This window comes from Inhella proteolytica (genome assembly GCF_016093275.1).
Classification (GTDB): Bacteria; Pseudomonadota; Gammaproteobacteria; order Burkholderiales; family Burkholderiaceae_C; genus Inhella; species Inhella proteolytica.
In genome coordinates this window covers 34,071-56,764 of sequence record NZ_JAEDAK010000022.1, presented here as the reverse complement: position 1 = coordinate 56,764, position 22,694 = coordinate 34,071, and the positions used below count along the sequence as shown (strand labels likewise).

Below are 22,694 nucleotides of genomic sequence, written 5' to 3'. Positions count from 1 at the left end.
TCGTATCAACCCGCCCGGCACAGTGAGGGCTCCTCAACCCCACCCCAAGGAGCCCACCATGGCCCGCATCCGCCTGATCGAACGCAGCCAAGCCCCCGAACTGCTGGACCCCATCCACGCCGCCTTCGGCGCCGTGCCGGCGATGTTCCGTGCCGTCGCCAACTCGCCCGCCGCCCTGCAGGCCATGTGGGGCAGCTTCGGCGCCCTGGGGGGCGGCCGGCTGGGCGCGGCCCTGGGCGAGCAGATTGCCGTGGCGGTGGCCGAGCGCAATGGCTGCCACTACTGCCTGGCGGCGCACACGGCCCTGGGCCGCAAGGCTGGCCTGAGCAGCGACACGCTGCGCGCCGCGCAGATGGGCGAAAGCGCCGAGCCCCGCACCCAGGCGGCCCTGCGCTTTGTGCTGGCCTTGGTGGAGCAGCGCGGCCGCGTCAGCGCCGAGCAACTGCAGGCCCTGAAGGCTGCCGGCTTTGACGACGGCGAGGCGGTGGAGATCCTGGCCCATGTGGCGCTGAACCTGTTCACCAACTATGTGAACAACGCCTTCGAGACCCCGCTGGACTTCCCGGCCGTGCCCCTGCACCGGGCCTGATCAGGCTCAGGCCGGCGGTCTTCGGGCCGTCGGCTGACCTTTGACATCCCTTACTTGGATGGGTCGATGACAATTTGTCATAGGGTTTTCACGGAGTCTGAGGCATCATGCGCCCCGCAACTAAGGAGAAACCCGAATGAACACCACTGCCACCCTGCACACTGACCGTCACATCTACATCGCCGTCCAGGCCATCGCCCTGGTCAGCACCCTGATCCTGACGATCGCCACCGCCGTTCAGCTGCTGGCCTGATCAACGCCTGGGCCACAGGGCCCAGACCAGGAGGACGGCCGCCAGCTCGGCGGCCACAAAGCCCGGCGCGCTGGCCGGGGCAATGCCGGCAAAACTGTCGCTGAGCATGCGCCCGAACACGGCGGCCGGGTTGGCGAAGAAGGTCGAGGCGGTGGCCCAGTAGCCCGCCCCGACCGTGGCGGCCACCAGTGCCGGCGCCCTGTCCGGCGGGGCGCGCAGCACCACCGCCAAGAGGCACAGCGTGGCCACCCCTTCCGACAGCCACTGCGCCGCACCTTCACGCGGCTTGGCCGCCAGCTGCAGCAGCGGCAACTCGAACATGGCGTGCACCGCCAGCACGCCCAGCGCCGCGCCCAGCAACTGGGCGGCGATGTAGCCGGCCACCGGGCCGTCAAAACGTCGCAACGCTTTCAGCGTGAGCGTCACCGCCGGGTTGAAGTGCGCGCCGCTGAGCGGACCGAGCAGCTCGATCAGCACCCACAGGCCCAGCACCGTGGCGCCGGTATTGGCCAGCAGGGCCACGGCAGCATTGCCGCCGGCCAGGCGCTCGGCCATCACCCCCGAACCCACCACCACCGCCAGCAAACCGGCCGTGCCGAGGCACTCGGCCAGCAGCCGGGTGCGCGTGCTTGCGGCGCTCATCGCGCCGCGATCTCGTTCAGCGCGGCGCGGCGGCCGGCGGCATCCAGCGTCTCCCACGGCACGGCCAGCAGCTGCAGCATGCGATAGCCCAGGGCCTGGCGGGTCAACTCAAAAGCCTCCTCCCGCAGCTCGGGCGCGGCGTTCGAAGGATCCGGGTAGCCCCAGTGCACCTGCACGGGCGCGCCGGGCCAGATCGGGCAGGTCTCGGCGGCTGCGCTGTCGCACACGGTGATCACGGCATCCAGCTGCGGGGCCCCGGGGGCGGCGAATTCATCCCAGCTCTTGCTGCGCAAGCCGCTCACATCGATGCCGGCGCGCTCCAGCACGCTGAGGGCATGGGGGTTGGTGCGGCCGCTGGGGGCGCTGCCGGCGCTGTGCGCCTGAAACGGGCGGCCGAGGCGCTGGGCCCAGTGGTTCAGCATGGCCTCGGCCAACGCGCTGCGGGCCGAGTTGTGGGTGCAAAGAATCAGGATGTGGTGGGTCATGTCATGCGCAGCAGCCGCCAAGCAGCTGCTTCAGATAAGAGGCGCGGGCGGGATAGCCGCCGCCGTTGCCGAACAGGCCGATGCGCGCCGGCCGCTCGCCGGGCACGGGCCAGCGGTAGGTGCCGAACAGCTGGTCCCAGATCAACAGCGCGGCGCCGTAGTTGGCATTCGCTTCCTCCGGACGGGCGCTGTGGTGCCAGCGGTGCGCCTCGTTGGTGCTGAAGACACGGTTCCAGAAGCCGCTGCGCACATCGGCATTCAGGTGCTGCAGCACCAGCACCGGCTGGCTGAAAGCCAGGGCCAGGCTGAGGGCTTCGGGCGCCACACCCAGCATCAGCAGGGGCAGCAAGGCCAGGGTCTGGTTGAGGGCGTAGTTCAGCGGGTGGAAGCGGAAGTTGTTGAGCCAGTACAGGCGCTCGCTGCTGTGGTGCAGGGCATGCAGGCGCCAGAGCAGCGGCCATTCATGGTGCAGGCGGTGGCTGGCGTACTTGGCCAGCTCCATCCACAGCAGGGCCAGCACGGCCTGCAGCGCCAGCGGGGCCTGCCAGGCGCCGCTGGCGGGCCAGAGGGCCAGCACGGCCAGCGGCAGCGCGGCCTTGAGCAAGGGATCGACCACACCCAGCAGCACCAGCGCGCTGCAGCGGTCGGTGCAGGCTTCGCCCGGGCGGGCGCGCTGCCAGTCGGGGTCGAAGGGCTGGCGACGCTCCAGCCAGATGCCCCAGGCCAGCATGGCCAGGCTCCAGCCCAGCACCACGGCCTCCAGGGGCCAGGCGGCTGCATATCCCAGGGCCCAGGCAGCCAGGCCCCCGAAGGCGGCCGCGGGGTAAAGCGGATGGGTCTTCATGGCGAGGGGGCTTTCAGACAACTGGGGAGTGCGGGCAGGCAGCTGCCGCCACCCTGGCAGCAGTTCGCCAGCAGATAGCCGAGCACGGCGGCCATGCGCTCAAACTCGGGGCGGTAGATCAGGCTGCGGCCTTCGCGCTCGCTGGCGATCAAACCCGCGGCGCTGAGCTCCTTCAGGTGGAAGGACAACGTGGGCGCAGGAATGCCCAGGCCTTCCTGCATCACGCTGGGCACCAGGCCCTGCGGGCCGGCAGCCACCAGGGCGCGGAACACCGTCAGGCGCACGGGATGGGCCAAGGCGGCCAGGGCTTTGATGACTTGCTCGTCATTCATATTTCCATGTTTCCATAAACATGGAAATATCACAAGAGCTTTGGGGCGACATGCGGGCCCTGCGGCCCGCGCTCAGCCTGGAAGTTCAGACCTCGCCGAGGTAATCCGCCTTGCCCAGCGGCACGCCGTTGTGGCGCAGGATGGCGTAGGCCATGCTGCTGTGGAAGTGGAAGTTGGGCCAGGCCCAGCCCATCAGGTACTGGCTGCCCACGAAGGTGAGCTCCTTGCCCGCCACCTTGAGGTGGATGCCGCGGCTCTCGCTGCCGTCCAGCGCCTGCAGGGGCACGGACTCGATGTAGGCGATGGTCTTCTTGATGCGCGCCTGCAGGTCATCGAAGCTCTGCTCGCTGTCCTCGTGCTTGGGTGGTTCCTGGCCGGTCAGGCGCGCCACCGCGCCCTTGGCCTGGTCGCAGGCGATCTGCACCTGGCGCGTGAGCGGAAACATGTCCGGGTAGAGCCGCGCCTGCAGCAGCGCGTTGGGGTCGATCTTGTGGGCGGCCGCATGCTCGGCCGCCTTCTTCAGGATGTTGCTGAGATTGAGCAGCCCGTTGATGAAGCGCGGGCTGGTGGCTTGGCACATGGAAATCGACATCGGAACTCTCCTCCCAGCGGGGGCTGGCGCGTCGATTCCAGCACGAGCCCCAAAGCCCTGGTCCTGGCATTTCCTCGGGGCCGGCGGCAAAATGTACAAAACCACGCTTTTGTACAAATACCATGCACACCCTGCCCCTGAGCGAGTTCCGCGCCAACGTCTCGGCCATGCTGGATCTGGTCGAGCAGGGCCAGACCGTGCGCATCTTGCGCCATGGCAAGCCGGTGGCGGAGCTGGTGCCGGTGAAGCCTGAAGCCGCGGAGACGCCGGCCTGGAAGCGCGCCATCGAACCCGCCCACGCCCCGCGCCCGGACGGCAAGACCGCCGCCCAGCTGCTGCTGGAGGACCGCGAGTGAAGCTGGCATTCGACCCCTCGGCCCTGGTGAAGCGCTACCTGGACGAACGCGGCCGCGACGCCGTGCAACAGCTGCTGGCCCAGGCCACCCAGGTGGCGGTGGCCGCGCATTGCAAGGCGGAGATCGTCTCGGCCTTTGCGCGCAACCAGCACGATGGCGTGATGGCGCCCAACGAGGTGCAGCGCTTGGTGGGCCTGGTGCACATCGATTTCGAGGACTTCGAGCGCGTGGAGCTGGACCGCCGCGTCGAGACCCTGACCCTGGCCCTGCTGCTGCGCCACCGCCTGCGCGCCATGGACGCCCTGCATGTGGCCGCCGCCCAGCAGGCCGCGGCCGACCTGTTCATCACCGCCGACCGCCGCCAGGCCGAGGCCGCCGCCGCCTCCGGCCTGAAGACCCAACTCATCGAAGCCTGACCATGCTCTACCCCACCGAATTCGACGTCATCGTGGTTGGCGGCGGACACGCCGGCACCGAGGCCGCGCTGGCCGCGGCGCGCATGGGCGTGAACACCCTGCTGCTGACGCACAACATCGAGACCCTGGGCCAGATGAGCTGCAACCCCAGCATCGGCGGCATCGGCAAAGGCCATCTGGTGAAGGAGGTCGACGCCCTGGGCGGCGCGATGGCGCTGGCCACCGACGAGGGCGGCATCCAGTTCCGCATCCTCAATGGCAGCAAGGGCCCGGCCGTGCGTGCCACCCGCGCGCAGGCGGATCGCATCCTCTACAAGGCCGCCATCCGCCGCATGCTGGAGAACCAGCCGAACCTGACGCTGTTCCAGCAGGCGGTGGACGACCTGATGGTGGAGGGCGACCGCGTGGTCGGCGCCGTCACGCAGAGCGGCATCCGCTTTCGCAGCCGCGCCGTGGTGCTGACGGCCGGCACCTTCCTGGACGGGCGCATCCACATCGGCCTGCAGAACTACCCGGCCGGGCGCGCGGGCGATCCGCCCGCGGTGTCGCTCTCCAGCCGGCTCAAGGAACTCAAGCTGCCGCAAGGGCGGCTGAAGACCGGCACGCCGCCGCGCATCGACGGCAAGACGATCGACTTCAGCAAGTGCGAGGAGCAGCCGGGCGACCTGGATCCGGTGCCGGTGTTCAGCTTCATGGGCTCGGCGGCGATGCACCCGAAGCAACTGCCCTGCTGGATCACCCACACCAACGGGCGCACCCACGAGATCATCCGCAGCGGCTTCGACCGCAGCCCGATGTTCACCGGCGTCATCGAAGGCGTGGGCCCGCGCTACTGCCCCAGCATCGAGGACAAGATCAACCGCTTTGCCGGCAAGGACAGCCACCAGATCTTCCTGGAGCCCGAGGGCCTGACCACGCACGAGTTCTATCCGAACGGCATCTCGACCTCTCTGCCCTTCGACATCCAGCTCGCCGCCGTGCGCTCGATGGTCGGCCTGGAGCACGCCCACATCCTGCGGCCCGGCTACGCCATCGAGTACGACTACTTCGACCCGCGGGCGCTCAAAAGCAGCTTCGAGACCAAGGCCATCCAGGGTCTGTTTTTCGCCGGTCAGATCAATGGCACCACCGGCTACGAGGAAGCGGCGGCGCAAGGCTTGTTCGCCGGCGCCAACGCGGCGCTTCAGGTGCAGGGCAAGGACGCCTGGGTGCCGGAGCGCCACCAGGCCTACCTGGGCGTGCTGGTGGACGACCTGATCACCAAGGGCGTGACCGAGCCCTACCGCATGTTCACCAGCCGCGCCGAGTTCCGGCTGCAACTGCGCGAGGACAACGCCGACCTGCGCCTGACCGAGACCGGCCGCCAGCTCGGCCTGGTGGACGACGCGCGCTGGGACGCCTTCTGCCGCAAGCGCGACGCGCTGGCGCGCGAGGCCGAGCGCTTCAAGAGCAGCTGGGTCAATCCGAACAGCCTGCCGGCTGCCGAGGCCGAGCGTTTGGTGGGCAAGTCACTGGAGCGCGAATACCGGCTGACGGACCTGCTGCGCCGCCCGGGCGTGAGCTTCGACGCGGTGGCCGAGGCCGGCAGGATTGGCAAACCGGGCTTCGATGTTTCACGTGAAACATTGCAGACCGAGCTGGGTGCGGAGCTGGCCGACGCCGTCATCGAACAGCTGGAGATCGCCACCAAGTACGCCGGCTACATCGACAAGCAGCAGGACGATGTGGCCCGTGCCGCCGCCTTCGAACACCTGAGGCTGCCGGCCGAGCTGGACTACGCCCAGGTCACCGCCCTCTCCATCGAGGCGCGTCAGAAGCTCGCCACGCACCGCCCCGAAACCCTGGGCCAGGCCTCGCGCATCTCGGGCATCACGCCAGCCGCCATCTCGCTGCTGCTGATCCATTTGCGCAAGGGCCGTTTCAAGGGCTTCGCGGACAACGACACTGCAAGCTCCCTCGCACAACCGGACGCCGCATGACCCGTGCCCTCCTGCTCATCGATCTGCAGCGCGGTGCCTTTGACGGCGAACGCTGCGACCCCATGCCGGACGGCGACCCGCTGGTGGCCGCCTGCCTGCGCCTGCTCGAAGCCGCACGCCGCCGTGGCGAGCCGGTGATCTGGATTCAGCACGCTGAGGAAGAGCCCGAAGCCCCGCTGCACCCGCAGTGCCCGGGCTTCGAAATCGACCCGCGCCTGGACCCCGCACCGCATGAACCCCGCATCGTCAAGTCCGCCCCCAGCGCCTTCAGCAACCCGCTGCTGAGCGAAACCCTGGAGCGCCTGGGCGTGACGCAGCTGGTGCTCGCCGGGCTGCAGAGCGAGCTCTGCGTGCAGGCCACCGCGGCAGCCGCCTTGCAGCGCGGCTTACCCACCAGCCTGATCCGCGACGCCCACCACACCTGGCCCCGCGCCGGCCACAGCGCCACCGAGGTACGCAAGCAGGTCAATGAAGAGCTGGAAGACGCCGGCGTCACCCTGCTGAGCGCCGCCCAATACTGCACCGCATGAATCTGTCCGACACCCTGGATCAAGGCCTGCAGGCCTTGAACCTGCCCCTCGCTGCCACCGGCCGGCAGCAGCTGCTCGACTACCTGGCCCTGCTGGCCAAGTGGAACAAGGTCTACAACCTGACCGCCGTGCGCGAGCCGGAAAGCATGCTGCGCCTGCACCTGCTGGACAGCCTGGCCGCACTGAGACCGCTGCTGCGCCACACCCAGGGCCAGCCCACGCGCATCCTCGATGTCGGGAGTGGGGGCGGCCTGCCCGGCGTGGCCTGGGCCATCGCGGCCCCCGACAGCCTGCGCATCAGCTGCGTCGACACGGTGGCCAAGAAGGCCCGCTTCATCGCCCAGGTGGGCGCCGAGCTGGGCCTGAAGAACCTCATTGCCGAGCATGCCCGCGTGGAAGCGCTGGACCGCCCGCCCTTCCCCGTCATCACCAGCCGCGCCTTTGCCTCGCTGGCGGACTTCGTCCTGCTGACCCGCAGCCTGCTCGCGCCGGGCGGGGTGTGGATGGCCTTGAAGGGCCAGCACCCGGCCGACGAGATCGCCGCCCTGCCCGCCGACGTCGAGGTGTTTCACGTGGAACAACTGCAGGTTCCCGGCCTGGACGCCCAGCGCTGCATCGTCTGGATGCGCCCCCGCGGTTAATCTCGCGCCCTCTCCGCAGCACACACAACATGGCCAAGATCTTCTGCATCGCCAACCAGAAAGGCGGCGTCGGCAAGACCACCACCTGCGTCAACCTGGCCGCCGGCCTGGCCAAGATCGGCCAGCGCGCGCTGCTGGTGGACCTGGACCCGCAGGGCAATGCCACCATGGGTTCGGGCGTGGACAAGCGCAGCCTGGACCCTTCCGTGTATGACGTGCTGCTGGGCAACGCCAGCGTGGCCGAGACCCGCAAACGCAGCGAACTCGGCGGCTACGACGTGCTGGGCGCCAACCGTGAACTGGCCGGCGCCGAGGTCGAACTGGTGGGCATGGAGGCCCGCGAGCGCCGGCTCAAGGACGCGCTGGCCCTGGTGGACGGCGACTACGACGTCGTGCTGATCGACTGCCCGCCCAGCTTGAGCATGCTGACGCTCAACGGCCTGTGCAGCGCCCACGGCGTGCTGGTGCCCATGCAGTGCGAGTACTACGCGCTCGAAGGGCTGACCGATCTGGTCAACACCATCAAGCAGGTGCACGGCAATCTGAACGCCGACCTCAAGGTCATTGGCCTGCTGCGCGTCATGTTCGACCCCCGCATCACCCTGCAGAACCAGGTGGCCGAACAGCTCAAGGGCCACTTTGGCGACAAGGTGTTCGACACCATCATTCCGCGCAATGTGCGCCTGGCCGAGGCCCCCAGCTACGGCCAGCCGGGTGTGGTGTTCGACCCCAGTTCCAAGGGCGCGCAGGCCTACGTGGACTGCGCGCGCGAGATGGTGGCGCGCGTCCAGCAACTCTGATGCCCCTGCGCCCGCGCGACGCCCCTCCCACCGCGACCCTGGCGCGCCGCATCGAAGACGCCGGCCTGAACGCCAGCGCGCCGCCGCAGCAGGCCTTCGTCGACGGCTGGCTGCTGCGGCTCTCGCCCGGCAAGGCCAAGCGCTCGCGCTGCATCAATGCCCTGCAGCGCGGCCACCTGCCGCTGGACATCATGCTGGCGCGCTGCCGCGCCGCGTTCAGCTCGGCCGGCCTGCCGCTGATCGTGCGCATCACCCCCTTCACCCAGCCGCCAGACCTGGACGCCGAACTGGCTGCACGCGGCTGGCGGCGCTTTGACGAAACCCTGGTGCTGGCCAAGCTGGACCTGCAGCCTCAGACCCCCCAACTGCCGCCGCGCAGCCGCCTGCAGCCGGTGGGCCCGGCGCAGTACGCCGAGGTGGTGGGCCAGCTGCGCGGCAGCCCGCCGGACCAGATTGCGGCCCACTTCGAACGCCTGGCCGCCAGCCGCGTGCCCTACCAGGGCCATCTGCTGCTGGGCCCCCGGGACGAACTGCTGGCCTGCGGGCAGATCGCACTGGAGGACAGCCTGGCCGGCCTGTACGACATCTTCACCCCCGAAGTCCAGCGCGGCCGCGGCCACGCCCGCGCGCTCTGCCAGGCCCTGCTGCAGCGCGCACTGGAACAGGGCAGCCGCCACGCCTATCTGCAGGTGGACGAGGCGAACGCCCCGGCGCTCAAGCTCTACCAGGGCTTGGGCTTCGTGCCCGCCTACCGCTACCACTACCGCTCCGAAGAGGCCGATGCCCACTGACAACAGCACCCGGCGCGACTTCGTGGCCCGCACCAGCAGCTATGCGCTGGCCGGACTGCCCATCACCGCCAGCGCCATCAACACTCCGGCCACGGGCCTGAGCACGGCCGAGTTCATGATCGCCCGCCCGGACGGGCACGCGCTGCCGGTCTACCGCGCCCAGCCCGCCGGCGCCCGGGGCAAGCTGCCGGTGGTGCTGCTGGTCAGCGAGATCTTTGGCGTGCACCAGCACATTGCCGACGTGGCGCGCCGCTTCGCCCAGGCCGGCTACCTCTGCCTGGCGCCCGAGTTGTTCGAACGCCAGGGCGACGCCCACCAGCAGCCCGACACGCAGACCCTGCTGAGCGAGGTCATCGCCAAGGTGCCCGATGGCCAGGTGCTGGGCGACCTGGACGCCTGCCTGGACTGGGCCCTCGCCCACGGCGGCGACGCCAAGCGCGTGGCCGTGACGGGTTTTTGCTACGGCGGCCGCACCACCTGGCTGTACGCCGCGCACCAGGCGCGCCTGAAGGCCGGCGTGGCCTGGTATGGGCGCCTGGTGGGCACCGCCACGCCGCTGCAGCCGGCCCACCCCATCGACCGCGTGGCCGAGCTGAAGGCGCCGGTGCTGGGCCTTTACGGTGGCCTAGACACCGGCATCCCCGTGGCCAGCGTGGCGCGCATGCAGGAGGCCCTGGGGACCGGCAGCCGCGCCGCCCAGGCCAGCGAGTTCGTGCTCTACCGCGACGCCCCGCACGCCTTCCACGCCGACTACCGCCCCAGCTACCGCGCCGCCGATGCCCAAGACGCCTGGGCCCGGTGCCTGGCCTGGTTCAAGCGCCATGGCGTGTAGGGCGCGGCTCGCGCTTGCGTCCCTGCTGCTCACCGCCTGCGCCACGCTACAGCCACAGGAATTGAAGCCCTTCCGCACCGACGGCGGCAGCCTCTACCCGGACCGCGACGCCCAGTCCGACTGGGGCGACTGCTGCGTGGCCCATGACCTGGCCTACTGGCGCGGCGGCGATGCGGCTACGCGCCTGCAGGCCGACGAAGCCCTGCGCGCCTGCGTGCTGCGCACGACGGGCAACGCCCAACAGGCGGCCCAGATGTTCAGCGGGGTGCGCGCCGGCGGCGGGCCATGGTGGCCCACGTCCTACCGCTGGGCCTATGGCTGGCCCTATGGGCGCGGCCACGCGCTGCTGGAAAGCGCCGAGCGCGAACGTGCCGACACCCTGCAGAAGCAAGCCGAGCAGCAGGGGGCGCTGGCCTGCCCCTCGCGGCCAGCTCAGCCCCGCTGACACCCGGCCGCCAGGGCCCGTGCTGTGCCCCGAACGCTGCGCTAGAAGCGATAGGCCAGCGCCCGCTCGTCCGCGTCCTGCCTCCGGAACTCGCGCGGCGACAGGCCCACCTCGCGCTTGAACGCCTTGCTGAAGCTGAAGGCATCCTGGTACCCCACAGCCCGAGCCACCTGCTCCAGCGTCTGATCGGTGTTACCCAGCAGTCGCATGGCGGCCTGCAGACGCAGCGTGCGAAGGTGCGACAGCGGGGTGTCGCCCATCGCCGCGCGGAAGCGCTCGGCCAGCGCGGTGCGCGACAAGCCGGCCTCCAACGCCAGCGACTCCAGCGTCCAAGCGCGCGCCGGCTCGCCCTGCATCAAGGCCAGCGCGCGGCGCACCTGCGGGTCGCGCACCGCCAGCGCCCAGCCGTGCGCGGCCGGGGCGTGGCGGGCCAGCATCTCGCGCAGCAGGTAGGTGAAGACCACGTCCATCAGCCCATTCAGCGCGGTCTCGGCGCCCAGCTGGCGCTGGCGCAGCTCGTCGATCAGCAGGCCCACCGTGAGCGCCAAGGGGCCGAGCTTGGGCAGCTCGTCGGCGCGCAGCACGAACCAGGCCGGCATCTCGCGGAAGAAGGGGTGCAGCGGGTCGTTCCACAGCTGGTAGGCGCCGCCCACCACCGTGGCGGCGCCGGGCTCGGGCGGCGTGGCCGCGTCGTCCGTGCCGATGGTCTCGACGGTCAGGCCCTCCACCGACGGGCCCAGGCTCAGCCGGTGCTCGCAGCCGCGCGCCATCAACGCCAGGTCGCCGGCGCGCAGGGTCAGCGGCGCCTCCAGGCCTGGTGCGTGCACGTGCACCTCGCCCTGCGTCACCACGTGCAGGCCGATGCTCTTCTCGCAAGGGAATCGCAGCGCTACCCCCGGGCGCACTGTGCGCTGCCCCAGCAGGCGACGCCGCATGCCGGCCTGGTGCAGCAGGTCGGTCAACAGGTCCACAGAGTTCATGGTCATCGTCCGCAATATGGAACGCTATGACATGTATTGTGAACTGTGGACCATTTCAAGTACACACCAGGAATCAAACAATGGCGCCATTGCAACCCACCCAGGAGCCTTCCCATGGCCACCATCCTTGTCGTCGGCGCCAGCGGCACCGTCGGTTCCGAACTCTCCCGCCTGCTGGCAGCCGCCGGCCATAAGGTGCGCAAGGCCACCAGCCGCAGCCCCTCCGCGGCCGACCAAGTGCACCTGAACCTGCAGACCGGCGCAGGACGCGACACCGCCTTCGCCGGCGTGGACCGCGCCTTCTTCCTGGCGCCCCCCGGCCACACCCGCCAGGACCTGCTGCTCAACCCGTTGGTGGACGCCGCCCGCGCGCAGGGCGTGCAGAAGGTGGTGCTGATGACGGCCATGGGCGCAAATGCCGGTGCGGCCGACGAGCCCACGCCGCTGCGCCTTGCCGAGCTGCATCTGGAGGCCTCGGGCCTGGCCTTCAACGTAATCCGCCCGAACTGGTTCATGCAGAACTTCAACTCCTTTTGGCTGCACGGCATCCAGACGCAAGGCCAAATCCTCCTGCCCACTGGGGAGGCCAAGGGCAGCTTTATCGACGCCCGCGATATCGCCGCCGTGGCCGCCACACTGCTGGTGGACGAGCGCTTCAACGGCCAGGACTTCGACCTCACGGGGCCCGAGGCGCTCGACCACCACCAGGTGGCCGCGGTGCTAAGCCAGGCCACCGGCAAGGCCATCGGCTACACCGACATACCCCCTGAGGCGATGCGCGAAGGCCTGCTCGCCGCCGGCCTGCCGGCCGACTACGCCGAGTTCATGTTGGTCATCCTGGGCTTCTTCAAGGCCGGCTACTCGGCGCGCATCACGGACGCGGTGCGCGCCATCACCGGCCGTGCGCCGCGCACGCTGGCGCAGTACGCGGCTGACTACCGCGCAGCTTGGGTCTGAGCGCTTACGGGCGCTGGCCCACGCCCCAGGGCCCGGGTCAAAGCCCCAGGCCTTCCTCGACGCCGAGGTGCACGTTCATGCTCTGCACCGCCGCGCCGCTGGCGCCCTTGCCCAGGTTGTCCAGGCGGGCCATCACCATCGCGTGGCGATCGCTGGCGAAGACAAAGAGATCGACGCGGTTGGTGTCATTGCAGCCCTGCACGTCGAAGAAGCCGTCCTTCAGGGTGTCGGCATCGCGCAGCGGCAGCACGCGCACAAAAGGCTCGCCGCTGTAGCGCGCGGCCAGCACCGCATGGATCTGCTCCGGGGTGCTGCCGGGCTTCAGATCGGCCAGGTGCAGGGGCAGGCTCACCGTCAGGCCCTTGTAGAAGGGGCCGACGATGGGCTGGAACAGCGGTGGGTGGGCCAGTCCCGTGTGCGCGGCCATCTCGGGCTGGTGCTTGTGCGTCAGCGTCAGCGCGTAGGGGCGTGGGCTTTGCAGCTTGGCATCGCCACCCGCCTCGTACTGGGCAATCATGGATTTGCCGCCACCCGAGTAGCCGGTGATGGAGTTGGCCGTCACGCGTGCATCGGCCGGCAACAGGCCGGCATCTACCAAAGGGCGCACCGCCAGGATGAAGGCCGAGGCATGGCAGCCCGGGTTGGCAATGCGCTTGGACTGGCGCAGCTTGGCGCGCTGGTCGGCCGCCAGTTCGGGCAGGCCGAAGGCCCAGCCGGGCTGCGTGCGGTGTGCGGTGCTGGCGTCGATGACGCAGGTGTTCGGGTTCTCGATCAGCGCCACAGCCTCCTTGGCGGCGGCGTCGGGCAGGCAAAGGAAGGCCACGTCTGCGGCGTTCAGCAGGCGGGCGCGCTCTTGCACGTCCTTGCGCTTGTCGCTGTCGATCACCAGGAGTTCGATGTCGGCACGGGCGGCCAGATACTCATGAATGCGAAGGCCAGTGGTGCCTTCATGACCGTCCACAAAAACGCGCGTTGCCATGGCTGTGCTTCCTCATCCGGGGGTCGCGGATTCTCCGTCCCCCAACGCCCCTTCCGTGCTGCTGCTGCCCGGTTGGTTGAATTCGGGCGAAGGGCATTGGCAGACGCTCTGGGAGTCCTACTTCGGGGACCTGCGCGTGCAGCAACACGACTGGGAGACGCCGCGGCGCGGCGACTGGATGGCGCACCTGGACGAGGTGCTGCTCGACCAGCCCCGCCCCGTGCTGCTGGCCGCCCACAGCCTGGGCTGCCATCTGGTAGCCGCCTGGGCCGCGCACAGCCGGCACACCGCCCAGGTGGCCGGCGCCCTGCTGGTGGCCCCGCCCGACCCGGCCCAGAGCGACTGGCCCGCCGCCCTGCGCCCGAGCTGGAACGAACCGGTGCTGCAGCCCCTGCCCTTCCCGGCCCTGCTGCTGCACAGCAGCGATGACCCCTTCGACCGCGCCGGCCGCGCCCCCGCACTGGCGCAGGCCTGGGGCGCACGCTGCATCAGCCTGGGAGCCTGCGGCCATGTGAACGCCGACAGCGGCCTGGGCCTGTGGCCGCAAGGCCGCTCCTACCTGCGCAGCCTGCTGGAGCCCGACTGATGCAGCGCGAACCCGACGACGACCCGCTATGGCTGCACAGCCCGCTCAAGCGCCTGGCCTTCCGCGCCTTCTGCTACGCACTGTTCGTCGCGCTGGGTTATCTGATCTCCGGCTGGGCCGGCGCCGTCGGCTTTCTGGCCATCCTGATCGCCGCCCAGCATTGGGCGGACCGCAGCCTGGGCGAGGCCTGGCGGCGCTGGGTGCAATGGCAGGCCGCACCACGCCAGGGCAAGCACTACGCCTTCGGCGGGCAGGCGCTGGACGTGCATGACGACGGCCGCGACTGCTGGATCGACGAGACCTCAGTGCGCCGCCTGCTCGGCCTGCAGAAGGACCCCGCCTTCAAGGCGCGCTTCCCCAACCAATGGCGCGAGGCGCACGAACTCGGGCTCAAGGGCAAGCTGCTGTGGATCAAGGTCAGCGCCCTGCACCAGCACCTGGGCGAGGCCGCCGAGCGCATGGATCCGCGGCGCCTGAAGCTGCGCGCTTACCTGGATCGGGAGATCCTGCAACCGGCGGCGCGCAAACGCGAGCGCGCTAGCTAAGACAATCCGCGCCCATGGCGACCAAACGACCCAAAGGCCTCGGCCTCGGCCTGGATGCATTGCTCGGCCCCAAGGTGAGCGACAGCCCGGCCCCCGCTGGCCAACCCAGCACCCTGCGCGTCAACCAGCTGCAAGCCGGCAAGTACCAGCCGCGCACGCGCATGGACGAGGGCTCGCTCTACGAGCTGGCCGAGAGCATCAAGAGCCAGGGCGTGATGCAACCCATCCTGGTGCGGCCAGTAGGCCCGAACCGCTACGAGATCATTGCCGGCGAACGACGCTTCCGCGCCAGCCAGCTGGCCGGGCTGACCGAGGTACCGGTGCTGGTCAAGGAAGTGCCGGACGAATCGGCCGCCGTGATGGCGCTGATCGAAAACATCCAGCGCGAAGACCTGAACCCGCTGGAAGAAGCCCAGGGCCTGAAGCGCCTGGTGGATGAGTTTCAGCTCACGCACGAGCAAGCCGCCCAGGCGGTGGGGCGCTCGCGCACCGCGGCCACCAACCTGCTGCGCCTGCTGCAGCTGGCCGAGCCCGTGCAGAACCTGTTGATGGCCGGCGACCTCGACATGGGCCACGCCCGCGCCCTGCTGGCGCTGGACGGCGCCCACCAGATCACCACCGCGCACGAAGTGGTGGCCAAGAAGCTCAGCGTGCGCGACACCGAAAAGCTCGTCGCCCGCCAAGCTGCCGGACGGCAAAAGCCGCTGCTGCGCGTCAAGCACGAGAAGCCGCGCGACCTGCTGCGACTGGAGGAAGAGCTGTCCGATCTGCTCGCCAGCCAAGTGGAAATCCGCGTGCTCAAGAGCGGCCGGCGCGGGCAGTCAGGCGAGCTGGCGATCGCGTTTGGTTCGCTGGATGCGCTGCAAGGGGTGATTGAGCGGCTGCGGGCTGGCTCCGCTTGAAGCGCTAGTCACGCGCACCCTCGGTCCGAAGTCGCGCTTCGCCATATCGCAGTCAACGCGGCGGGGTGCGTGTCGGGAGACACGCGCCCCATCCGTCGCTCCTCCGCACACCCTGGTCGGGTGTCATTGCCGGCACAAGCGCGCCGCGCCCATTTGATGCATGATGGGCTCAACGGTTTTGATTGATGCCGACATGGGCTGTGTGCCCGGTTTCAGGTCACACCCCATGCCGCCTGGACACAGGAGGATGCGATGGATGTGATCAGCCACTTCGCGGCGCGCTACGAGCGCACCAAGGTCGAGGAACTCACGATCGAGGAGTACCTGGCCGAATGCAAACGCAACCCGCTGGCCTACGCCACGGCGCCCGAGCGCATGCTCAAGGCAATCGGCGAGCCGCAGATGATCGACACGCGCAACGACCCGCGCCTGTCACGGATCTTTCAGAACAAGCTCATCAAGATCTATCCGGCCTTCGCCGAGTTCTACGGTCTTGAAGACGCGATCGAGCAAGTGGTCGCTTACTTCCGCCACGCCGCCCAAGGCCTGGAAGAGAAGAAGCAGATCCTCTACCTGCTGGGCCCGGTGGGCGGTGGCAAGAGCTCGATTGCCGAGCGGCTCAAGCAGCTGATGGAGCAGGTGCCCTTCTATGCCATCAAGGGCTCGCCGGTGAACGAGAGCCCGCTGGGGCTCTTCGATGCCACCGAGGACGGCCCGGTGCTGGAAAAGGAATACGGCATTCCGCGCCGCTACCTCAACCGCATCATGAGCCCCTGGGCCGTCAAGCGCCTGGAAGAGTTCGGCGGCGACATCCGCCAGTTCCGCGTCGTCAAGCGCTACCCCTCGGTGCTCAAGCAGATCGGCGTGGCCAAGACCGAACCGGGCGACGAGAACAACCAGGACATCTCCAGCCTGGTTGGCAAGGTCGACATCCGCAAGCTAGAGACCTTTGCGCAGGACGACCCCGACGCCTACAGCTTCAGCGGTGGCCTGTGCCTGGCCAACCAGGGCCTGCTCGAATTCGTCGAGATGTTCAAGGCGCCGATCAAGGTGCTGCACCCGCTGCTGACGGCCACGCAGGAAGGCAACTTCAAAGGCACCGAGGGCTTCGGCGCGATTCCCTTCGACGGCATCATCCTGGCGCACTCGAACGAGAGCGAGTGGAAGAGCTTCCGCAACAACAAGAACAACGAAGCCTTCCTGGACCGCATCTACATCGTCAAGGTGCCCTACTGCCTGCGCATCACCGAAGAGATCAAGATCTACGAGAAGCTGATCCGCAACTCATCGCTTAGCCAGGCACCCTGCGCGCCGGGAACGCTGAAGATGATGGCGCAGTTCGCCGTGCTGACGCGCCTGAAGGAGCCCGAGAACAGCTCGCTCTACAGCAAGGCGCTGATCTACGACGGCGAGAACCTCAAGGACACCGACCCCAAGGCCAAGTCCATCCAGGAGTACCGCGACTACGCCGGTGTGGATGAAGGCATGGCCGGCATCAGCACGCGCTTTGCTTACAAGATCCTCTCCAAGGTCTTCAACTTCGACAGCCAGGAGGTCGCTGCCAACCCGGTGCACCTGATGTACGTGCTGGAGCAGCAAATCGAGCGCGAGCAGTTCCCGAAAGAGGTCGAAGAAAAGTTCGTCGGCTTCATCAAGGAGACCCTGGCGCCACGCTATGCCGAGTTCATCGGCAAGGAGATCCAGACCGCCTACCTGGAGAGCTACAGCGAGTACGGCCAGAACCTGTTCGACCGCTACGTGACCTACGCGGACTACTGGATCCAGGACAGCGAATACCGCGACACCGACACCGGCGAGGTGTTCGACCGCGCCGCGCTGAATGCCGAACTGGAAAAGATGGAGAAGCCCGCCGGCATCGCCAACCCCAAGGACTTCCGCAACGAGATCGTCAACTTCGTGCTGCGCGCGCGCGCCAACAACCAGGGCAAGAACCCGAGCTGGACCAGCTACGAGAAGCTGCGCGCCGTCATCGAAAAGAAGATGTTCAGCAACACCGAGGACCTGCTGCCCGTCATCAGCTTCAACGCCAAGGCCAGCGCCGAAGACGCGAAGAAGCACGAGAACTTCGTGCAGCGCATGGTGGACAAGGGCTACACGGCCAAGCAGGTGCGCTTGCTGTGCGAGTGGTACTTGCGCGTGAGGAAGTCCAGCTGAGGAGAAGGCCTTGCTGCAATCGATCATCGATCGGCGCCTGTCGGGCAAGAACAAGTCCATCGGCAACCGCGAGCGCTTTCTGCGCCGCGTGAAGGAGCAGGTGAAGGACGCCGTGCGCCGCGCCATCGATGGCCGTTCGATCAAGGACATCGAGAAGGGCGAGGACATCCGCATCCCGAAGAAGGACCTGAGCGAGCCGACCTTTCACCATGGCGAGGGCGGCACGCGCGAAATGGTGCGGCCGGGCAACAAGGAGTTCGTGAAAGGGGACCGCAGCCCCAAGCCGCAGGGCGGGCAAGGGCAGGGCGGCGGCTCGCAGGCCAGCGACAGCGGCGAGGGCGAAGACGATTTCGTCTTCCACCTCAGCCGCGAGGAATTCATGGAGGTCTTCTTCGAGGACCTGGCCCTGCCCCACCTGGTGCGCACCGAGCTGACCGAACAGCCCGAGTGGAAGACCCACCGCGCCGGCTTTGTGAGCGATGGCTCGCCCACCAATCTGCATGTGGTGCGCAGCATGCGCGGGGCCCTGAGCCGCCGCATCGCCCTGGGCATGGACAAGCGCCGCCGCCTGCAGGAGCTGGAAGAAGAGCTGGAGCGCGCGATGGAGCCGCGCCGCACCGAGGTGCTGGCCGAGATCGCCGAGCTCAAGCGCCGCCTCGAAGCCATCCCCTACCTCGACCCGATCGACCTGCGTTTTCGCAACCGCGTGCGCGTGCCCGTGCCCAGCACCAATGCGGTGATGTTCTGCCTGATGGACGTCAGCGGCAGCATGGACGAAGGGCGCAAGGACCTGGCCAAGCGCTTCTTCATCCTGCTCTACCTGTTCCTGACCAAGCATTACGAGAAGGTCGAGCTGGTCTTCATCCGCCACCACACGCAGGCGGCGGAAGTGGACGAACAGAACTTCTTCCACGCCACCGAGACCGGCGGCACCGTGGTCAGCAGCGCGCTGGTGCTGATGGATGAAATCCAGAAGGCGCGCTACCCCGCCAGCCAATGGAACATCTACGGCGCGCAGGCCAGCGATGGCGACAACTGGCACCACGACAGCAGCCGTTGCAAGGAGATCCTGCAGACCCAGATCCTGCCCATGTGCCGCTACTTCGCCTACGTGCAGGTGGCCGAGCCCGAGCAGAACCTGTGGGATGAGTACAGCCAGCTGGCCGACGAGGTGCCGCACTTCGCGATGCGCAAGGCCACCGCGGTGAACCAGATCTACCCCGTGTTCCGCGACCTGTTCCGCAAGGAAGGGCGTGCCGCGGCATGACGACGGAGCTCAACGCCATGGGTTCGCTGGAAAACCGCCGCCACCTGAGCACCGGAGCAGACCGCCACGAATGGGGCGGCCGGCGCGCGCCGCCCCCCCTGCAGGAGATGAAGCCCCTGAGCCAGCGCCCCAGCCAGCCCCTGCCCAGCCCGAGCGACTGGAGCTTCGAGCTGATCGAGCAGTACCACGAGGTCATCCGCGCCACCGCCGAGCGCTACGGCCTGGACACTTACGCCAACCAGCTGGAGATCATCAGCGCCGAGCAGATGATGGACGCCTATGCCAGCGTGGGCATGCCGGTGAACTACCGGCACTGGAGCTATGGCAAGGAGTTCATCGCCACCGAGCGCAACTACAAGCGCGGGCAGATGGGCCTGGCCTACGAGATCGTCATCAACTCCGACCCCTGCATCAGCTACCTGATGGAGGAGAACACCCTGGCCATGCAGGCCCTGGTGATTGCCCACGCGGCCTACGGCCACAACAGCTTCTTCAAGGGCAACTATCTGTTCCGCATGTGGACGGATGCCTCCAGCATCATCGACTACCTCGTCTACGCGAAGAAGTACGTGGCGCAGTGCGAGGAGCGTCATGGCGTGGATGCCGTGGAGCAGGTGCTGGACAGCTGCCACGCGCTGATGAGCCATGGCGTGGACCGCTACCGCCGCCCGGCCAAGCTCTCGCTGGCGCAAGAGCGCGCCAAGCTGGAAGAGCGTGAGAACTACATGCAGCGCCAGATCAACGACCTCTGGCGCACGCTGCCCCGCCGGGCCGAGGAAGAAGAAGAAAAGGAAGTGCGCCGCTTCCCGGCCGAGCCGCAGGAGAACATCCTCTACTTCATCGAAAAGAACGCCCCGCTGCTGGAACCCTGGCAGCGCGAGATCGTGCGCATCGTGCGCAAGGTGGCGCAGTACTTCTACCCGCAGCGCCAGACGCAGGTGATGAACGAAGGCTGGGCCACCTTCTGGCACCACCGCCTGCTCAACCAGATGTACGACGACGGCTACCTGGCCGACGGCATGATGATCGAGTGGCTGAGCTCGCACACCAATGTGGTGATGCAGCGCCGCATGCAGCCGCTCAACCCCTACGCGCTGGGCTTTGCGATGTACACCGACATCAAGCGCATCTGCGAGGCCCCGACGGCCGAGGACCGCGAATGGTTCCCCGACATGGCCGGTGCGCCCTGGCTGCCCACGCTGCAGCACGCCATGCGCAATTTCAAGGACGAAAGCTTCGTGGCCCAGTACCTGAGCCCGAAGCTGATGCGCGACTTCCGCCTCTTCTCGGTGCTGGACGACGAGACCGAGAAGGACTACCTGATCAGCGCCATCCACGACCCCGAGGGCTACCGCCATGTGCGCCAGGTCCTGGCCTCCAACTACGACCTCGGCACGCGCGAACCCAATATCCAGGTGTGGAACGTCAACCTGCGCGGCGACCGCTCACTGACCCTGCGCCACACCCAGCACCAGAACCGCCCGCTCGACAAGAGCGCGCTCGAAGTGCTCAAGCATGTGGCGCGGCTCTGGGGCTTTGGCGTGCAGTTGGAATCGGTGAACGGCAAGGACGAGGTGGTGCAGCACTTCAGCGTGCCAGGACCGGCGGCCTGAAGCGCCCGATCAGGCCTTGTCGACCCTTCAGCCCTGGCGGCTGAAGATCTTGCCGGGGTTCATCACCCCATGCGGGTCCAGCGCCGCCTTGATGGCACGCATTGCCGCCACCGCAGGCGCCCCGGCTTCCTGCAGCAGAAAGCCCTGCTTGTGCAGGCCCACGCCATGTTCGCCGCTGCAGGTGCCTTCCAGCGCCAGGGCCAGCTGCACCAGCTGCGCGGCCAGCGCTTCGGCACGCGCCAGCTCTTCGGGCCGTGCGGGATCGATCAGGTAGCCGATATGGAAGTTGCCGTCGCCCACATGGCCGACGATGAAGTGCGGCTGTTGCGCGGCCTCGGCCGCCGCCACCGCCGTCTCCACCGCCTCGGCCAGGCGCGAGATCGGCACGCACACGTCGGTGGTCAGGCAGCGGCAGCCCGGGCGGCTTTGCAGCGCGCTCCAGTAGGCGTGGTGGCGGGCGCGCCAGAGCTTGCTGCGCGCCTCGGGTGTCTCGGCCCAGGCGAACTGCAGACCGCCCTGCTCCGCGGCACAGGCCTGCACAGTCTCGATCTGCTCGCGCACGCTGCTGGCACTGCCGTGGAACTCCAGCAGCAGCAGCGGTGCTTCCGCCAGGCCCAGGCCATCGTGGGCATTCACGGCGCGCACCGCGTGCACGTCCAGCAGCTCGCAGCGCGCGATCGGCACGCCGCTTTGCACCAGGGCGATGGTGGTGCGCACCGCCGCAGCCACCGAGGGGAACTGCACCGCGGCCGCCGCCACCTGCTCGGGCAGCGGATGCAGCTTCAGGGTGAGCTCAGTGATGACGCCCAGCGTGCCCTCGCTGCCCACCAGCAATCGCGCCAGGTCGTAGCCGGCGCTGCTCTTCTTGGCGCGGCTGCCAGCACGGATCAGGCCCAGGGCCGGCAGCACCGCGTGCAGGCCCAGCACGTTCTCACGCAGGGTGCCGTAGCGCACTGCATTCGTGCCGCTGGCGCGCGTGGCCGCCATGCCGCCCAGGCTCGCGTTGGCGCCAGGGTCGATGGGGAAGAACAGACCCTGGTCACGCAGCGCGGCATTCAGCTGCTCGCGCGTGACGCCGGGTTCGACCGAGCAGCTGAGGTCCTCGGCATCGATGCGCAGGATGCGGTTCAGGCGCATCAGGTCCAGGCTGATGCCGCCCTGCACCGCCAGCACATGGCCTTCCAGCGAGGTGCCGGCACCGAAGGGGATCAGCGGCACGCGCTCGGCATGGCACCAGGCCACCAGGGCCTGCACGTCCTCCACCGATTCGGCAAACAGCACCGCATCGGGCTCGGCGGGGGCGTAGAAGGATTCGTCACGCCCGTGGCTGGCGCGGTCCGCCGCGCGCAGGCTCAGGCGCTCACCGAATGTCGATTGCAGTGCGGCCTGCTGCGCGGGGCTGAGGCGGTTCATGACGGGGATTCTTGTGCATCCGACGCGCATCCAGCGCCAGGCACCCTGCGTAAGGAGCAGACCTCAAACCCACGGAGCGCCCGAATGAGCCACCCCATCGAAACCATCCAGACCGTCTACGCCGCCTTCGGCCGCGGCGACATTGCCTTCATCCTGGCCCAGCTGGCGCCCGACATCGCTTGGGAGCACTGGCCCAACCACAGTGCCCACGCCGCGGGCGTGCCTTGGATGAAGGAACGTCAGGGCCCCGCCGGCGCCCAACAGTTCTTCGAGCTGATCGCCGGCTTCACCTTCCACCGCTTCGACGTGCAGCAGATACTGGCCGGTGGCAATGAGGTCATCGGCCGCGTCGCCATCGACGTCACCCTGCCCAACGGCCGCCGCGTGCAGGACGACGAGATCCATTGGTTCCGCTTCAACCAGGCCGGCCAGATCGACGCCTTCCGCCATTACCTGGACAGCGCCAAGCACATCGAGGCGGCGCGCTGAAGCGACTTCAGTCTGCGGCGGCCCGCGCCACGCGCGGGCAGGCGGCTTACGACTTGCCCTTCTTGCGCGGCGCCTCTGCCTTGGCTTCCGGCTCGGGCTTGGCCGGCGGCTGGTCACCGAGCACCGTCTTGAGCGGGCAGATCGAGAAGGCCGGGCACTTGCGGCAGCCCGCCACCACGGCAATCGGACAGATCTTCATGGCCACTCTCCAGCTCGGGTTGAAAGCCGGCATTCTGCGGCCGGCTTGCCAGCCCGGGCGTG

Annotated in this window: 27 protein-coding genes; 18 read left to right on the top strand and 9 right to left on the bottom strand. The window is 68.4% G+C overall.

Annotated features, from left to right (window positions below):
* Positions 1-58 precede the first annotated feature (58 nt).
* Positions 59-589 (top strand): carboxymuconolactone decarboxylase family protein, encoded by a 531-nt coding sequence (locus I7X39_RS21315; RefSeq protein ID WP_198113360.1) that lies wholly within the window; start codon positions 59-61, stop codon positions 587-589.
* 253 nt (positions 590-842) lie between these two features.
* On the opposite strand, the gene I7X39_RS21310 is transcribed toward I7X39_RS21315, so the two are convergent.
* The 5 genes from I7X39_RS21310 to I7X39_RS21290 all read right to left on the bottom strand — a co-directional run bounded on the left by I7X39_RS21310 (position 843) and on the right by I7X39_RS21290 (position 3,737).
* Entirely contained in the window at positions 843-1,484 is a 642-nt protein-coding gene (locus tag I7X39_RS21310) for an aquaporin (protein ID WP_198113358.1), read from the bottom strand.
* Positions 1,481-1,969 carry an arsenate reductase ArsC gene (locus I7X39_RS21305; RefSeq protein ID WP_198113356.1) on the bottom strand — a complete coding sequence of 163 codons (489 nt, stop codon included), beginning with the start codon at positions 1,967-1,969 and terminating at the stop codon, positions 1,481-1,483. The genes I7X39_RS21310 and I7X39_RS21305 overlap by 4 nt, the downstream gene beginning before the upstream one ends.
* A 1-nt stretch (position 1,970) precedes the next feature.
* Complete coding sequence (locus tag I7X39_RS21300) at positions 1,971-2,813, bottom strand: sterol desaturase family protein (RefSeq protein WP_198113354.1); 843 nt, start codon at positions 2,811-2,813, stop codon at positions 1,971-1,973.
* Positions 2,810-3,145, bottom strand: a complete 336-nt coding sequence (locus tag I7X39_RS21295) for an ArsR/SmtB family transcription factor (RefSeq protein ID WP_198113352.1) — start codon at positions 3,143-3,145, stop codon at positions 2,810-2,812. The genes I7X39_RS21300 and I7X39_RS21295 overlap by 4 nt, the downstream gene beginning before the upstream one ends.
* A gap of 85 nt (positions 3,146-3,230) precedes the next feature.
* A complete protein-coding gene (locus I7X39_RS21290; RefSeq protein ID WP_198113350.1) occupies positions 3,231-3,737 on the bottom strand; it encodes a DUF1993 domain-containing protein in 507 nt (168 codons plus the stop codon).
* A gap of 122 nt (positions 3,738-3,859) precedes the next feature.
* On the opposite strand from I7X39_RS21290, the gene I7X39_RS21285 reads away from it, so the two are divergent.
* The 9 genes from I7X39_RS21285 to I7X39_RS21245 all read left to right on the top strand — a co-directional run bounded on the left by I7X39_RS21285 (position 3,860) and on the right by I7X39_RS21245 (position 10,527).
* Positions 3,860-4,093 (top strand): type II toxin-antitoxin system Phd/YefM family antitoxin, encoded by a 234-nt coding sequence (locus I7X39_RS21285; RefSeq protein WP_232352108.1) that lies wholly within the window; start codon positions 3,860-3,862, stop codon positions 4,091-4,093.
* Positions 4,090-4,509: a type II toxin-antitoxin system VapC family toxin gene (locus tag I7X39_RS21280; protein WP_198113348.1), complete on the top strand. Its 420-nt coding sequence runs from the start codon at positions 4,090-4,092 to the stop codon at positions 4,507-4,509. The genes I7X39_RS21285 and I7X39_RS21280 overlap by 4 nt, the downstream gene beginning before the upstream one ends.
* Positions 4,510-4,511: 2 nt before the next feature.
* The gene (gene mnmG, locus I7X39_RS21275) at positions 4,512-6,488 is read left to right on the top strand and encodes a tRNA uridine-5-carboxymethylaminomethyl(34) synthesis enzyme MnmG (RefSeq protein ID WP_198113346.1); all 1,977 of its coding nucleotides are present in this window, start codon (positions 4,512-4,514) and stop codon (positions 6,486-6,488) included.
* Positions 6,485-7,018 (top strand): cysteine hydrolase family protein, encoded by a 534-nt coding sequence (locus I7X39_RS21270; protein WP_198113344.1) that lies wholly within the window; start codon positions 6,485-6,487, stop codon positions 7,016-7,018. Before mnmG ends, I7X39_RS21270 begins: the two co-directional genes overlap by 4 nt.
* Positions 7,015-7,659 (top strand): 16S rRNA (guanine(527)-N(7))-methyltransferase RsmG, encoded by a 645-nt coding sequence (gene rsmG, locus I7X39_RS21265; protein WP_198113342.1) that lies wholly within the window; start codon positions 7,015-7,017, stop codon positions 7,657-7,659. Before I7X39_RS21270 ends, rsmG begins: the two co-directional genes overlap by 4 nt.
* Positions 7,660-7,688: 29 nt before the next feature.
* Entirely contained in the window at positions 7,689-8,459 is a 771-nt protein-coding gene (locus I7X39_RS21260) for a ParA family protein (protein WP_198113340.1), read from the top strand.
* A complete protein-coding gene (locus I7X39_RS21255; RefSeq protein WP_198113337.1) occupies positions 8,459-9,250 on the top strand; it encodes a GNAT family N-acetyltransferase in 792 nt (263 codons plus the stop codon). Before I7X39_RS21260 ends, I7X39_RS21255 begins: the two co-directional genes overlap by 1 nt.
* Positions 9,240-10,082 carry a dienelactone hydrolase family protein gene (locus I7X39_RS21250; protein ID WP_198113335.1) on the top strand — a complete coding sequence of 281 codons (843 nt, stop codon included), beginning with the start codon at positions 9,240-9,242 and terminating at the stop codon, positions 10,080-10,082. The genes I7X39_RS21255 and I7X39_RS21250 overlap by 11 nt, the downstream gene beginning before the upstream one ends.
* A 61-nt stretch (positions 10,083-10,143) precedes the next feature.
* Complete coding sequence (locus I7X39_RS21245; RefSeq protein ID WP_198113333.1) at positions 10,144-10,527, top strand: hypothetical protein; 384 nt, start codon at positions 10,144-10,146, stop codon at positions 10,525-10,527.
* A 41-nt stretch (positions 10,528-10,568) separates the two neighbouring features.
* On the opposite strand, the gene I7X39_RS21240 is transcribed toward I7X39_RS21245, so the two are convergent.
* The gene (locus tag I7X39_RS21240; RefSeq protein ID WP_198113331.1) at positions 10,569-11,507 is read right to left on the bottom strand and encodes an AraC family transcriptional regulator; all 939 of its coding nucleotides are present in this window, start codon (positions 11,505-11,507) and stop codon (positions 10,569-10,571) included.
* 114 nt (positions 11,508-11,621) lie between these two features.
* Here I7X39_RS21240 and I7X39_RS21235 point away from each other — a divergent pair, with 114 nt between their 5' ends.
* Positions 11,622-12,464: an SDR family oxidoreductase gene (locus tag I7X39_RS21235; protein WP_198113329.1), complete on the top strand. Its 843-nt coding sequence runs from the start codon at positions 11,622-11,624 to the stop codon at positions 12,462-12,464.
* Positions 12,465-12,501: 37 nt separating this feature from the next.
* On the opposite strand, the gene argC is transcribed toward I7X39_RS21235, so the two are convergent.
* Entirely contained in the window at positions 12,502-13,443 is a 942-nt protein-coding gene (gene argC / locus I7X39_RS21230) for an N-acetyl-gamma-glutamyl-phosphate reductase (protein WP_198113327.1), read from the bottom strand.
* On the opposite strand from argC, the gene I7X39_RS21225 reads away from it, so the two are divergent.
* The 6 genes from I7X39_RS21225 to I7X39_RS21200 all read left to right on the top strand — a co-directional run bounded on the left by I7X39_RS21225 (position 13,442) and on the right by I7X39_RS21200 (position 20,531).
* Entirely contained in the window at positions 13,442-14,029 is a 588-nt protein-coding gene (locus I7X39_RS21225) for an RBBP9/YdeN family alpha/beta hydrolase (protein WP_198113325.1), read from the top strand. The two genes, argC and I7X39_RS21225, sit on opposite strands and share 2 nt — an antisense overlap.
* A complete protein-coding gene (locus I7X39_RS21220) occupies positions 14,029-14,574 on the top strand; it encodes a hypothetical protein (RefSeq protein WP_198113323.1) in 546 nt (181 codons plus the stop codon). The genes I7X39_RS21225 and I7X39_RS21220 overlap by 1 nt, the downstream gene beginning before the upstream one ends.
* Before the next feature lie 14 nt (positions 14,575-14,588).
* Positions 14,589-15,476, top strand: coding sequence for a ParB/RepB/Spo0J family partition protein (locus I7X39_RS21215; protein ID WP_198113321.1), 888 nt, complete (start codon positions 14,589-14,591; stop codon positions 15,474-15,476).
* A 252-nt stretch (positions 15,477-15,728) separates the two neighbouring features.
* On the top strand, positions 15,729-17,651 hold the full coding sequence (locus I7X39_RS21210; RefSeq protein ID WP_198113319.1) for a PrkA family serine protein kinase: 1,923 nt from the start codon (positions 15,729-15,731) through the stop codon (positions 17,649-17,651).
* A 13-nt stretch (positions 17,652-17,664) separates the two neighbouring features.
* On the top strand, positions 17,665-18,918 hold the full coding sequence (locus I7X39_RS21205) for a YeaH/YhbH family protein (RefSeq protein ID WP_198113381.1): 1,254 nt from the start codon (positions 17,665-17,667) through the stop codon (positions 18,916-18,918).
* Between the two features lie 107 nt (positions 18,919-19,025).
* Positions 19,026-20,531 carry a SpoVR family protein gene (locus tag I7X39_RS21200; protein WP_232352110.1) on the top strand — a complete coding sequence of 502 codons (1,506 nt, stop codon included), beginning with the start codon at positions 19,026-19,028 and terminating at the stop codon, positions 20,529-20,531.
* 27 nt (positions 20,532-20,558) lie between these two features.
* On the opposite strand, the gene I7X39_RS21195 is transcribed toward I7X39_RS21200, so the two are convergent.
* On the bottom strand, positions 20,559-21,944 hold the full coding sequence (locus tag I7X39_RS21195; RefSeq protein WP_232352107.1) for an FAD-binding oxidoreductase: 1,386 nt from the start codon (positions 21,942-21,944) through the stop codon (positions 20,559-20,561).
* Positions 21,945-22,028: 84 nt separating this feature from the next.
* Here I7X39_RS21195 and I7X39_RS21190 point away from each other — a divergent pair, with 84 nt between their 5' ends.
* A complete protein-coding gene (locus tag I7X39_RS21190) occupies positions 22,029-22,433 on the top strand; it encodes a nuclear transport factor 2 family protein (RefSeq protein ID WP_198113315.1) in 405 nt (134 codons plus the stop codon).
* A gap of 46 nt (positions 22,434-22,479) precedes the next feature.
* Here I7X39_RS21190 and I7X39_RS21185 read toward each other — a convergent pair whose 3' ends face one another.
* The gene (locus tag I7X39_RS21185) at positions 22,480-22,632 is read right to left on the bottom strand and encodes a hypothetical protein (protein WP_198113313.1); all 153 of its coding nucleotides are present in this window, start codon (positions 22,630-22,632) and stop codon (positions 22,480-22,482) included.
* Positions 22,633-22,694 lie beyond the last annotated feature (62 nt).

Bases quoted from the DNA above. Each gene is read 5' to 3' on its own strand.
- I7X39_RS21200 (WP_232352110.1), top strand. From the start codon at position 19,026: ATGAAGCCCCTGAGCCAGCGCCCCAGCCAGCCCCTGCCCAGCCCGAGC.
- I7X39_RS21295 (WP_198113352.1), bottom strand. From the start codon at position 3,145: ATGAATGACGAGCAAGTCATCAAAGCCCTGGCCGCCTTGGCCCATCCC.
- I7X39_RS21190 (WP_198113315.1), top strand. From the start codon at position 22,029: ATGAGCCACCCCATCGAAACCATCCAGACCGTCTACGCCGCCTTCGGC.
- I7X39_RS21255 (WP_198113337.1), top strand. From the start codon at position 8,459: ATGCCCCTGCGCCCGCGCGACGCCCCTCCCACCGCGACCCTGGCGCGC.
- I7X39_RS21210 (WP_198113319.1), top strand. From the start codon at position 15,729: ATGGATGTGATCAGCCACTTCGCGGCGCGCTACGAGCGCACCAAGGTC.
- I7X39_RS21235 (WP_198113329.1), top strand. From the start codon at position 11,622: ATGGCCACCATCCTTGTCGTCGGCGCCAGCGGCACCGTCGGTTCCGAA.
- I7X39_RS21225 (WP_198113325.1), top strand. From the start codon at position 13,442: ATGGCTGTGCTTCCTCATCCGGGGGTCGCGGATTCTCCGTCCCCCAAC.
- I7X39_RS21270 (WP_198113344.1), top strand. From the start codon at position 6,485: ATGACCCGTGCCCTCCTGCTCATCGATCTGCAGCGCGGTGCCTTTGAC.
- I7X39_RS21315 (WP_198113360.1), top strand. From the start codon at position 59: ATGGCCCGCATCCGCCTGATCGAACGCAGCCAAGCCCCCGAACTGCTG.
- I7X39_RS21310 (WP_198113358.1), bottom strand. From the start codon at position 1,484: ATGAGCGCCGCAAGCACGCGCACCCGGCTGCTGGCCGAGTGCCTCGGC.
- I7X39_RS21305 (WP_198113356.1), bottom strand. From the start codon at position 1,969: ATGACCCACCACATCCTGATTCTTTGCACCCACAACTCGGCCCGCAGC.
- I7X39_RS21285 (WP_232352108.1), top strand. From the start codon at position 3,860: ATGCACACCCTGCCCCTGAGCGAGTTCCGCGCCAACGTCTCGGCCATG.
- mnmG (WP_198113346.1), top strand. From the start codon at position 4,512: ATGCTCTACCCCACCGAATTCGACGTCATCGTGGTTGGCGGCGGACAC.
- I7X39_RS21250 (WP_198113335.1), top strand. From the start codon at position 9,240: ATGCCCACTGACAACAGCACCCGGCGCGACTTCGTGGCCCGCACCAGC.
- I7X39_RS21240 (WP_198113331.1), bottom strand. From the start codon at position 11,507: ATGAACTCTGTGGACCTGTTGACCGACCTGCTGCACCAGGCCGGCATG.
- I7X39_RS21220 (WP_198113323.1), top strand. From the start codon at position 14,029: ATGCAGCGCGAACCCGACGACGACCCGCTATGGCTGCACAGCCCGCTC.
- I7X39_RS21185 (WP_198113313.1), bottom strand. From the start codon at position 22,632: ATGAAGATCTGTCCGATTGCCGTGGTGGCGGGCTGCCGCAAGTGCCCG.
- I7X39_RS21260 (WP_198113340.1), top strand. From the start codon at position 7,689: ATGGCCAAGATCTTCTGCATCGCCAACCAGAAAGGCGGCGTCGGCAAG.
- I7X39_RS21215 (WP_198113321.1), top strand. From the start codon at position 14,589: ATGGCGACCAAACGACCCAAAGGCCTCGGCCTCGGCCTGGATGCATTG.
- I7X39_RS21195 (WP_232352107.1), bottom strand. From the start codon at position 21,944: ATGAACCGCCTCAGCCCCGCGCAGCAGGCCGCACTGCAATCGACATTC.
- I7X39_RS21290 (WP_198113350.1), bottom strand. From the start codon at position 3,737: ATGTCGATTTCCATGTGCCAAGCCACCAGCCCGCGCTTCATCAACGGG.
- rsmG (WP_198113342.1), top strand. From the start codon at position 7,015: ATGAATCTGTCCGACACCCTGGATCAAGGCCTGCAGGCCTTGAACCTG.
- I7X39_RS21300 (WP_198113354.1), bottom strand. From the start codon at position 2,813: ATGAAGACCCATCCGCTTTACCCCGCGGCCGCCTTCGGGGGCCTGGCT.
- argC (WP_198113327.1), bottom strand. From the start codon at position 13,443: ATGGCAACGCGCGTTTTTGTGGACGGTCATGAAGGCACCACTGGCCTT.